Genomic DNA, 10,220 nt, shown 5'->3' with positions numbered 1-10,220 from the left:
GCGCAAGCGTCGCCGTCGCCGCGGCGGTCGCCCGGTCGGCGATGCCGCGGCGGTCGAGGGCGGCAAGCCGCGCGGCGAGCGCGGTGCGGATGCCGCGGCGGCCAAGCCCGCTGCCGGCGAGAAGCCCTCACTGCTCGGCCGCATCAAGGCCGGCCTGAAGTCGCTGGTGAAGCGCTCCCCGCCCACCGGCCACTAAGCACCGGATCCTGTAGGAGGGACTTCAGTCCCGAAGCTCTTGGCGAAGAGCTTCGGGACTGAAGTCCCTCCTACATTTCTTCGCGTCTGCTAGATTGTCCGCGTCTCCGCTGCTGCCCACACGAATGGCCTTGCTACGCTTCGACAACGTCACCAAGGCCTACCCGGGCAGCGCGCCCGCGCTTAGCGAGGTCAGCTTCTCGGTCGAGGAAGGCGAGATGCTCTTCGTCACCGGTCACTCCGGCGCCGGAAAATCCACCCTGCTGCGCTTGGTGCACCTGTCCGAGCGTCCGAGCCGCGGCACCGTGCTGGTGAACGAGCGCAACCTGGCCAAGGTCCGCGGCGGCAAGGTGCCGCTGCACCGGCGCCAGGTGGGCGTGGTGTTCCAGGACCACCGCCTGCTCACCGACCGCAGCGTGTTCGACAACGTGGCGCTGCCGCTGCTGATCGCCGGCACGCCCGGCGCCGAACTGGGCAAGCGCGTGCGCGCGGTGCTCGACAAGGTCGGCCTGGGCGACCGCGAGCGCTCGCTGCCGCTGCAGCTGTCCACTGGCGAGCAGCAGCGCGTGGGCATCGCCCGCGCCATCGTCGCGCAGCCGCAGCTGCTGGTCGCCGACGAGCCCACCGGAAACCTGGATCCACAGCTGGCCGCCGAGATCATGCAGCTGTTCGCCTCGCTGCCGGCGCTGGGCACCACGGTCATGGTCGCCAGCCACGACCTGGCCCTGGTCAAGCGCATGCGCCGGCGCGTGCTGGTGCTCGACCACGGCAAGCTGGCCGACGACATCTCGCCCGAGGACCTGGCCGCGTGAGCGCCAAGCCCGCCAAACCCGCCGCCAAGCTCGCCGCCGCCGAGCGCGTCAGGCCGGGCGGCCTCGGCAGCCGCCTGCGCGCCTGGCGCGAGCAGCACCTGTATTCGCTGGTCTCCAGCCTGGGCCGCCTGCTCAAGCGCCCGTTCGCCACCGGCCTCACGGTCGGCGTCATGGCGATCGCGATCGCGCTGCCGCTGGGCCTGGGCCTGGCGCTGGGCAACATCGAGCGTTTCTCCGGCAGTGTCTCCGAATCGCGCGAGATCGGCGTGTTCCTGAAGGCCGATGTCACCGTTGCCCAGGCCCGCGACCTCGCCACCGGGATCGGCGCCCGCCCCGACGTCGCCGCGGTCACCGTGCGCACGCCCGAGGAAGGGCTGGCCGAGTTCCGCGCCATGAGCGACCTGGCCGGCGCCCTCGAGGTGCTGGACGAGAACCCGCTGCCGACGGTGCTCGTCGTGCAGCCGCGCGACGACGGCGATGCGCTGGCGGCCGACCTGCGCGAATTGCCCCAGGCCGAAGTGGTGCAGCACGACGCCGCCTGGCGCCAGCGCCTGTCGGCCTGGCTGGCCTTCGGCGAGCGGCTGGTGCAGGTGGTGGCGGTCCTGCTGGGCCTGGGCGTGCTGCTGGTGGTCGGCAACACCGTCCGGCTGGATATCGGCGCGCGCAGCGAGGAAATCGCCGTCTTGCAGCACCTGGGCGCCACCGATGCCTTCGTCCGCCGCCCCTTCCTTTACCTCGGTGCCTGGTACGGCCTGGCGGCGGGCCTGCTGGCCGGCGCGCTGCTGGTCGTCGCGGGCCTGCTGCTGCAGGGCCGGCTGTCGGCCCTGGTGGCCAGCTACGGCAGCCAGTTCGACCTCGCAGGTCCCGGCTGGCGCGGCAGCCTGGCCCTGCTGGCCGCGTCGGCGCTGATGGGGTGGCTGGGCGCGTGGCTCGCAACCGGGCATCATCTACGTCGGACCCGTCCGGTGGACGTCTGAAATGAGCAATCCCAGCTTCCGCAGCTTCGACACCACGTCGCCCCGCATCATGGTCGTGGACGGCTCCAAGGTCGTGCGCAAGATGATCGAGGGCGTGCTGCGCCAGCAGTTGCCGGACATGGAGTTCGTCGGCTGCGAGACGGGCGAGGAGGCCAAGTCCGCCCTGCAGGCCGGCGCCGTGAACCTGGTCACCACCGCCCTGCGCCTGCCCGACATGGACGGCCTGGACCTGGCCCGCTACCTGCGCGAGCACACGCCGCAGGCCTACATCCCCATCATCGTGGTCTCGGGCGACGTGCAGGAGCGCCTCGAGAGCCGCTCGATCAGCGACGACGTCACCGACTACTTCGACAAGGCGCTGGGCTTCAACGCCCTGGCCGCCTTCATCAAGGGCTACGTCGCGCCCGAGTCCGAGGCCGGCGGCGAAGTGCTCTACGTCGAGGACAGCCGCGTCGTGGCCATGGCCACCCGGCGCATGCTCGAGAAGCACGGCCTCACCGTCACCCACGCCACCGGCGTCGAGGACGCGATCGCGCACCTGGAAACCGCCAAGGCGCAGGGCAAGGTCCCGGGCCCGGACGTGGTGCTCACCGACGTTTATTTGAAGGGCGAGCTGACCGGCAAGGATCTGCTGCACTCGATCCGGCATGAGTTCGGCTACGCGAAGGGCATGCTGCCGGTGCTGGTGATGACCGGTGACGCCAACCCGGCCAACCAGAGCGACCTGCTGCGCGAAGGCGCCAACGACCTGGTGCAAAAGCCCATCGAAGAGCGCCTGCTGGTGACCAAGCTGCTGTTCCAGCTGCGGGTCGGGCGCATGCTGCGCGACAAGCTCGCCAAGAAGTAAGCGGTGGCCGACGAGGACCGGATCCGGCTCGAGCCGTCCTGGAAGGCGCGGGTCGGCGACTACCTGCAGCGCCCGGACATGCGCGAACTCGGCGCTTTCCTGCGTCAGGAAAAGGCGCGCGGCAAGGCCATCTTCCCGCCCGGAGCGCGCATCTTCTCGGCGCTCGACGCCACGCCCTTCGACCAGGTCAAGGTCGTCATCCTGGGCCAGGACCCCTACCACGGCGCCGGCCAGGCCCACGGCCTGTGTTTCTCGGTGCTTCCCGGGGTGCCGGTGCCCCCTTCCCTGCAGAACATCTACAAGGAAATGAAGGCCGACCTGGGCATCCCGCCGGCCGACCACGGCTGCCTGCTCAGCTGGGCCCGGCAGGGCGTGCTGCTGCTCAACGCGGTGCTGACCGTGGAGGAAGGCAGGGCCGGCTCCCACCAGGGCAAGGGCTGGGAGGGTTTCACCGACGCCATCGTCCAGGCCCTGGACCGGGAGCGGGAAGGCCTCGTGTTCATGCTCTGGGGCAGCTACGCCCAGGCCAAGGGCAAGCTGGTGGACCCGCGCCGGCACTGCATGCTGCGGGCGCCGCACCCCTCGCCCCTGTCGGCGCACCGGGGGTTCCTGGGCTGCGGCCACTTCGGCAAGGCCAACCGCTGGCTGCAGGGCGCCGGCCTGGCCCCGATCCAGTGGGCGCTGCCGCCCCGGGCCGAAGTCGAGGCCCAGCTGGCGGCGGCGCCCTGACACCGCGCGCCCGGCGGCGCCCGGCCCCGGCACCGGCCGAAGCCCGAGCGGCCTCGCCAGGGCCCTTGAACCCGGCGGCACGGCCCCCAGAACAGGAGCGTCGCCAGGGGATTGGCTGTTCCATTCATGGGACGGACAGGGAACTTTTGGCCTATTCAGCACTCCAACAGGCCGAGTGCTAAACTCCGGCCCATGAAAGAGGAACGCATGACCACCACCGCCCTGATCGCGAACAACCTGCCGATCCCTAGTGCGCTCGGTTCGCTGGACGCGTACATCTCCGCGGTAAACCGCGTGCCCGTGCTCACCGTCGACGAGGAGCAGGATCTCGCGCGCCGCTTCCGCGACGAGGAAGACCTCGACGCCGCCAAGGCCCTGGTCGTTTCGCACCTGCGCTTCGTGGTGCACGTGGCCCGCGGCTACCAGGGCTACGGCCTCGGCATGGGCGACCTGATCCAGGAAGGCAACATCGGCCTGATGAAGGCGGTCAAGCGCTTCGACCCCGACCAGGGCGTGCGGCTGGTCTCCTTCGCCGTGCACTGGGTGCGCGCCGAGATGCACGAGTTCATCCTGCGCAACTGGCGCATCGTCAAGGTCGCCACCACCAAGGCGCAGCGCAAGCTGTTCTTCAACCTGCGCAAGAGCAAGAAGCGCCTGGGTTGGATGAACGACGCCGAGGTGACCGCGGTCGCCAAGGACCTCAACGTCTCCAAGCGCGAAGTGCTGGAGATGGAGTCGCGCCTGAGCGGCCGCGACGTCGGCTTCGACGCGCCGGACGAGGACAACGAGAACGCCCCGCCGTCGCCGGTCGCCTACCTGCGCGACGCCAGCGACGACCCGGCCATGGCCTACGAGCGCGAAAGCCACGAGGACGACCAGCTCGAGCTGCTGCGCGAGGGCCTGGCCGGCCTCGACCAGCGTTCGCGCGACATCCTCAAGCGCCGCTTCCTGGGCGAGCCCAAGGCCACGCTGCAGGAGCTGGCCGACGAGTACGGCGTCAGCGCCGAGCGCATCCGCCAGGTCGAGGCCAACGCGCTCAAGAAGATGCGGGCGCTGTTCGCGGCCTGATCCGCGCGGCAACGCAAGAAACGACGGCCCCGCGAGGGGCCGTCTTCGTTTCCGGCTTCAGCCCAGGTCGGCCAGCAGGCCGCGCTCGCGGGCGATGCGCGCCAGCTCGGTGGCGTTGCGGGCGCCGAGCTTCTCCATCAGGTTGGCGCGGTGCCGGTACAGGGTCTTGTCGCTGATGCCCAGGTCGTAGGCGATCGCCTTCGGCGGCCGGTCCGACAGCAGGCCGCGCAGGGTGGCGCGCTCGCGCGGGGTCAGCAGCGGGGCCGGGTTCGACACCGGCGGCGCCAGGTCGGAACTCAGCACCACTTCGCCGGCGGCGATGCGGCGCAGGCCGTCGAGCAGTTCGTCGGCGGCGACCGCCTTGGTGAAGTAGCCGCGCGCGCCCTGTTCCAGCGCGCGCAGCACCAGGCCGGAGTCGTCGTGCATGCTCAGCACCACGCAGCGCAAGCCGTGCATCAGGTCGCGCAGCAGGGCGATCAGGTCAAGGCCGCTGCTGGCGCCGTCGCCGAGGCTGATGTCGACCACGGCGATGTCGGCCGACACGCGCTCCAGCGCCGACAGCGCTTCGTCGGCGTTGCGGGCCTCGGCCACCACCAGGAAGCCGGGGGAACTCTCGATCAGCCGCTTGAAGCCCTCGCGGACGATGGCATGGTCGTCGATGAGGAGGACGCGGATCATGGCGCGGAGTGTGACAGTTCCCGGAGGTCCCCGACCCCCGGGGTGAGATTTTTTCTTAGTGTGACGCGAGTCCTTGTAAGCGCCCTGATTGCGTACGGACAATCCGCGGATGCACGCGGCGCCTTACTCACCCGCCCCCGGAACCGCGTCCTGGCCAGCCTGGGCCGCGGCGCTGGCGTTCGGGCTGGGGTATTGGCTGCTGCTGATACTGGGCTTCCTGCATTGGCACGTGGCCACCGGCCTGCTGTTCCTCGTGCTCTGGCAGCTGCCGCGCGGGAAGTGGCCGGCGATCATCGCCGCGACGATCGGGGTGCGCTGCCTCAACGGCGTGCTGGTGGGCTGGCGCAACGGCGTCGACGGCGGCTTCCTGTACTACTGGCACGACGCCACCTCGTTCGTGCTTGGAAATTTCGCCGAACCCTTCCTGGTCATCGCCGGCATCGCCCTGTTGTCCCGCGCCAACGTGCGGCCGCTGGCCCTGGCGACCGTGGCCGGCATCGAGCGGTTCCTGGTCGCGGCGCTGGTGGCGGCGGCGCTGTTGGCGGGCAAGGACCTGGTCTACGTGTTCAACGAGGGCAGCGTCAGCGACCTGCGGCTGGCCATGCTGGTGGACACGACCCGCCTGGGCACCGACGTGTCGCTGCTGGCGTTCTTCTTCGTCAAGAACCTGCTCGGCCACTTCATCGGCGCGCTGCTGGTGGTGCCGCTGGGCGCCTGGTGCGTCGAGCCGCGCCACCGCGCGGGCTCGCGCCGCATCCTGGGCGAGGCGACGATGCTGGCGCCTTTCTTCATCGGCCTGCTGGTGCTGGTGGGGCTGGCCCGCGATGCCGGGGCCCTGGCCGAGTTGCTGCGGATGCTGGTGCTGGTGGCGGTGGTGGTGTTCTCGATGCGGCACGGTTGGCGCGGCGCGGCGCTGTCGCTGCTATCGGCCAGCACCCTGATCGCACTCGAGGACCACATGGGCCTCGCCGCGCAGTGGCCGGTGTGGCTGCAGCTGTTCATCGCGATCGCCGGCGCGATGGCGCTGATGTTCGGCGCCACCGTGGACGGCCTGCGCCAGCAGGCGGTTGAACTGGCCCAGGCCAGGCGCCAGCAGCTGCGGCTGGCCGAGGAGCTGCACGACGCGGCCCTTCGCAACCTCAAGGTGGAGGAGCGGGAGCGCCACCGGCTGGCGGGCGAACTGCATGACGAGTTCGGCCAGAACCTGGCCGCGCTGCAGACGCACCTGAAGCTATCGGCCCCGGACCTCGCCGCGGCGGGCCGCGCGGGCGTGGTCGATCGCCTGCTCGAGATCACGCGGCTGATGCAGCAGAACATCGGCCGCGTGCTCGATTCACTGCGCCCGGCGGCGCTGGACGAGCTGGGCCTGTTCGGCGCAATCGACCGCGGCAGCCTGCGCCGGCTGGCCGAGGACGCCGGCCTGGTGTTCGAGACCCGGCTCGAGGGTGACGCCCGGCTGCTGGCGCGCCTGAACCCCGTGTACCGCGTCGCGGCCTTCCGCGTGGCGCAGGAAGCGATCACCAACGTCGTGCGCCACGCCCGCGCCACGCGCTGCACGCTGCGCCTGCGGGTCAGTGCGCGCGACGGGCAGCTCTGCCTGTTCCTCGACATCCGCGACGACGGCCAGGGGCGCGTGGACCAGATCCGCCCCGGCAACGGCATGACCGGCCTGCAGGACCGCGTGCTGGCGCTGGGTGGCCGCCTGGTCATCAGCCAGCGGACGCCGGGCCTGCGGGTGCACGCGATGCTCCGCCAGCCGCTCCGCCGCTGAGTAATGCGGGCGGGGTCGGGTTCCGAACCTGTTCCCGGGTTGTCCGGCTAGGCGTTTTCGCCGGGTGGCGGCGGGTCTTGCGCGCGCCCGACGATGATCCGTGCGTGGCGCTGGTAGGTCCAGTACGACCAGGCCCAGTTCACCAGCACGATGATCCGGTTGCGGAAGCCGATCAGGAAGAACAGGTGGGCGACCAGCCAGAACCACCAGGCCAAAAGGCCCGACAGCTTCAGCCGCCCGAAGTGCACCACCGCGGCCATGCGGCCGATGGTGGCGAGATTGCCGTAGTCGCGGTAGCGGAACGGCTGGCCCGGCGCACCGCGAAGGCGGTCGCGGATCACGGCGGCCGCATGCGCACCCATCTGCTTGGCGGCCGGTGCGACGCCGGGCACGGGGCGGCCGCCGCTGGCAACGCTGGCCAGGTCGCCGACCACGAACACCTCCGGATGCGCGGGCAGCGACAAATCCGCCGCCACCGGCACGCGTCCCGCGCGATCGGTGTCGAGCCCGAGCTGGCGGCCGAGCGGCGACGCCGCCACGCCCGCGGCCCAGAGCACGGTGCGCGCGGCAATCCGCGTGCCGCCAACGTCCACGCCCGCCGCGTCGATCGCGGTGACCGGCGCGCCGGTGTGGACCTCGACGCCCAACGCGGACAGCTGGCGGCGCGTCGCCTCCGACAGGGATTCGGGCATGGATGCGAGCACGCGCGGGCCGGCCTCGACCAGGTGCACGCGCGCACGCCGCACATCCGCGCGCCGGAACTCGCGCGGCAGCGTGTGGCGCGCGATTTCGGCCAGGGTGCCGGCGAGCTCGACGCCGGTGGGTCCACCGCCGATTACCACGAAGTTGAGCCAGGCCTCGCGCCGCGTGGCGTCGTCCTCGCGCTCGGCGGCCTCGAATGCGGACAGCACGCGCGCGCGGATCGCCAGGGCATCCTCCAGGGTCTTCAGGCCGGGCGCATGCGGCGCCCAGTCGTCGCGGCCAAAGTAGGCGTGGGTCGCGCCGGTGGCGACCAGCAGGTAGTCGTAGGCGAGTTCGCCGCCGGCCAGCCGGACGCGCCGCGCGGCCAGGTCGATGTCGCGGGCTTCGTCCAGGCGCACGGTGACATTGGCCTGGCGCCTCAGGATGTGGCGCAGCGGTGCCGCGATGTCGGGCGCCGATAGCCCGGCCGTCGCCACCTGGTAGAGCAGCGGCTGGAACAGGTGGTGGTTGGTGCGGTCGACCAGCGTGATGCGGACGGGGGCGGAGGCCAGCGCGCGCGTGGCCCAGAGGCCGCCGAAGCCGCCGCCGAGAACGACAACGTGTGGCAGCGCGGCGTCGGGTGGGAGGAGTCCTTTCGATGCCATGTCGGAGCTTCGTCAGTAGAGGTCGGTGGGGTCGACGTCGAGCGACCAGCGCACCTTGCGCGCCGATTTCAGCGCATGCAGCTTCGGCAGCCAGTCGTGCAGCGCAGCGTGCAGGGGCGCGCGCTGGGTCGCGTCGAGCAGGATCTGGCCGCGCGCCTTGCCGGCGCGACGCGCCATGGGCGCCGGCATCGGGCCGTTGAGCTGCACGCCCTCGCGCGCCAGGAAGGCCTCGCGCGCCTCGCGCAGGAAGCCCTGCATGTCGCCCTCGGTGGGCGCCTCGGCACGCAGCAGCGCCAGGTACGCGTACGGCGGGAACTGCGCGACCTCGCGTTCTGCCATCTGCAGCGCGGCCACGGCCGGATAGCCGCCGGCGAGCAGGGTGTTGAGCAGCGGATGTTCCGGGTGGTGCGTCTGCAGCAACACCTCGCCCGGCAGCCGGGCGCGGCCGGCGCGTCCCGCGACCTGGATCAGGAGCTGCGCCAGTTTCTCGCCGGCGCGGAAGTCGGCGCTGAACAGGCCTTCGTCCACGCCCACCACCGCCACCAGCGTCAGTCGCGGCAGGTCATGCCCCTTGGCCAGCATCTGCGTGCCGACGAGGATGCCGGAGCGATCGCCGAAGTCGGCCAGGTGCTTCTCGATGGCGTCGCGGCGGCGGGTGGTCTCGCGGTCCACGCGGATCATCAGCGCGTCGGGGAAGCGTTCGGCCAATGCTTCCTCGATGCGTTCGGTGCCCGCGCCCTGCGGCTGCAGCGCCAGGCTGGCGCAGTCGGGGCAGGCGTTGGGCGGGGTCGCGCGCGCGCCGCAGTGGTGGCAGATCAGCCGCCGGCCGCCGGCGTGCACGGTCATGGCGGCATCGCAGCGCTTGCAGTGCGCGCTCCAGCCGCAGTCGTGGCAGATCAGCACCGGCGCGTAGCCGCGGCGGTTCTTGAACACCAGCGCCTGTTCACCGCGGGCGAGGCAGCGGCCGACGGCTTCCAGCAGGTCTTCCGACAGGCCGTTGCGCAGCGGCCGCTTGCGGATGTCCACCACGCGCACCGTGGGCGGCCGCGCGCCGCCGGCGCGCTGGCCCAGGCGCAGGTGCCGGTAGCGGCCGGAGAGGGCGTTGTGCAGGGTTTCCAGCGACGGCGTGGCGCTGCCCAGCAGCACCGGTACGCCGAGCTTGCTGGCGCGCACCAGGGCGAGGTCACGGGCGTGGTAGCGGATGCCGTCCTGCTGCTTGTAGGAGCCGTCGTGTTCTTCGTCCACCACGATCAGGCCGGCTTCGGGCAGCGGGCAGAACACCGCCGAGCGCGTGCCCACCAGCACCCGCGCCTCGCCGCGCAGCATCGCCGTCCAGGCGCGCGCGCGCTCGCCGTCGGCCAGGCCGGAGTGGTAGGCCAGCACGGGCACGCCCAGCCGGCTGCGGAAGCGCGCCAGCGCCTGCGGCGTCAGCCCGATCTCGGGCACCAGCACCAGCGCCTGGCGGCCGGCGGCCAGGCAATCGGCGATCGCCTGCAGGTAGACCTCGGTCTTGCCGCTGCCGGTGACGCCCTCGAGCAGGCAGGGCCGGAAGCCGTCGCCCTCGCGCAGGGCGGCCAGCGCCTGGGCCTGGGCTGGCATCAGGGCCGGGCCGGGGAGGGCGGGCGCGGGTTCGGGCCGGCCGGCCAGTTCGATGCGCTCGGCCAGCCCGCGCTCGGCCAGGACGCGGGCGGCAGGGCGCCATTCGGTCTCCTGCTGGTCGAGCAGGTCTTCGCCCAAGGGGCGCCCGGCGAGCAGAAGCAGCAGCCGGCGCGGCTTGCCGTCCCGCCCGGGCGCGGC

10 protein-coding genes are annotated in these 10,220 nt (G+C 71.8%); 7 read left to right on the top strand and 3 right to left on the bottom strand.

Annotation, left to right across the window (positions count from 1 at the left end):
• The 6 genes from Q0C12_RS13425 to rpoH all read left to right on the top strand — a co-directional run.
• The coding region (locus Q0C12_RS13425) for a hypothetical protein (RefSeq protein WP_290891021.1) at positions 1-196 on the top strand (196 nt) is incomplete at its 5' end.
• A 124-nt stretch (positions 197-320) separates the two neighbouring features.
• Entirely contained in the window at positions 321-1,007 is a 687-nt protein-coding gene (ftsE, locus tag Q0C12_RS13420) for a cell division ATP-binding protein FtsE (RefSeq protein WP_290891019.1), read from the top strand.
• Positions 1,008-1,081: 74 nt separating this feature from the next.
• On the top strand, positions 1,082-1,984 hold the full coding sequence (gene ftsX, locus Q0C12_RS13415; RefSeq protein WP_290891023.1) for a permease-like cell division protein FtsX: 903 nt from the start codon (positions 1,082-1,084) through the stop codon (positions 1,982-1,984).
• 1 nt (position 1,985) lies between these two features.
• Complete coding sequence (locus tag Q0C12_RS13410) at positions 1,986-2,831, top strand: response regulator (protein WP_290891017.1); 846 nt, start codon at positions 1,986-1,988, stop codon at positions 2,829-2,831.
• 3 nt (positions 2,832-2,834) lie between these two features.
• Positions 2,835-3,560 carry a uracil-DNA glycosylase gene (gene ung / locus Q0C12_RS13405; protein ID WP_290891015.1) on the top strand — a complete coding sequence of 242 codons (726 nt, stop codon included), beginning with the start codon at positions 2,835-2,837 and terminating at the stop codon, positions 3,558-3,560.
• Positions 3,561-3,752: 192 nt separating this feature from the next.
• A complete protein-coding gene (rpoH, locus tag Q0C12_RS13400) occupies positions 3,753-4,628 on the top strand; it encodes an RNA polymerase sigma factor RpoH (protein WP_290891013.1) in 876 nt (291 codons plus the stop codon).
• 57 nt (positions 4,629-4,685) lie between these two features.
• Here rpoH and Q0C12_RS13395 read toward each other — a convergent pair whose 3' ends face one another.
• The gene (locus tag Q0C12_RS13395; protein ID WP_290891011.1) at positions 4,686-5,306 is read right to left on the bottom strand and encodes a response regulator transcription factor; all 621 of its coding nucleotides are present in this window, start codon (positions 5,304-5,306) and stop codon (positions 4,686-4,688) included.
• A gap of 109 nt (positions 5,307-5,415) precedes the next feature.
• Between Q0C12_RS13395 and Q0C12_RS13390 the strand changes: the two genes are divergently transcribed.
• Positions 5,416-7,077 (top strand): histidine kinase, encoded by a 1,662-nt coding sequence (locus Q0C12_RS13390; RefSeq protein WP_290891008.1) that lies wholly within the window; start codon positions 5,416-5,418, stop codon positions 7,075-7,077.
• Between the two features lie 47 nt (positions 7,078-7,124).
• Here the strand turns inward: Q0C12_RS13390 and Q0C12_RS13385 are convergent, their stop codons facing one another.
• Positions 7,125-8,423, bottom strand: coding sequence for an NAD(P)/FAD-dependent oxidoreductase (locus tag Q0C12_RS13385; RefSeq protein WP_290891006.1), 1,299 nt, complete (start codon positions 8,421-8,423; stop codon positions 7,125-7,127).
• 12 nt (positions 8,424-8,435) lie between these two features.
• Positions 8,436-10,220: primosomal protein N' (locus Q0C12_RS13380; protein WP_290891004.1), on the bottom strand; the 1,785-nt coding region annotated here is incomplete at its 5' end.

Origin of the sequence: Arenimonas sp., from assembly GCF_022842045.1 — a bacterium.
Taxonomy (GTDB): domain Bacteria; phylum Pseudomonadota; class Gammaproteobacteria; order Xanthomonadales; family Xanthomonadaceae; genus Arenimonas.
The sequence above is the reverse complement of the archived record's forward strand: the minus strand, read 5'-3'. Positions and strand labels throughout refer to the sequence as shown.

Excerpts from the sequence above, each read along its gene's own strand:
- Q0C12_RS13395 (WP_290891011.1), bottom strand. The coding sequence starts at position 5,306 with ATGATCCGCGTCCTCCTCATCGACGACCATGCCATCGTCCGCGAGGGC.
- Q0C12_RS13390 (WP_290891008.1), top strand. The coding sequence starts at position 5,416 with ATGCACGCGGCGCCTTACTCACCCGCCCCCGGAACCGCGTCCTGGCCA.
- ftsE (WP_290891019.1), top strand. The coding sequence starts at position 321 with ATGGCCTTGCTACGCTTCGACAACGTCACCAAGGCCTACCCGGGCAGC.
- Q0C12_RS13410 (WP_290891017.1), top strand. The coding sequence starts at position 1,986 with ATGAGCAATCCCAGCTTCCGCAGCTTCGACACCACGTCGCCCCGCATC.
- Q0C12_RS13385 (WP_290891006.1), bottom strand. The coding sequence starts at position 8,423 with ATGGCATCGAAAGGACTCCTCCCACCCGACGCCGCGCTGCCACACGTT.
- rpoH (WP_290891013.1), top strand. The coding sequence starts at position 3,753 with ATGAAAGAGGAACGCATGACCACCACCGCCCTGATCGCGAACAACCTG.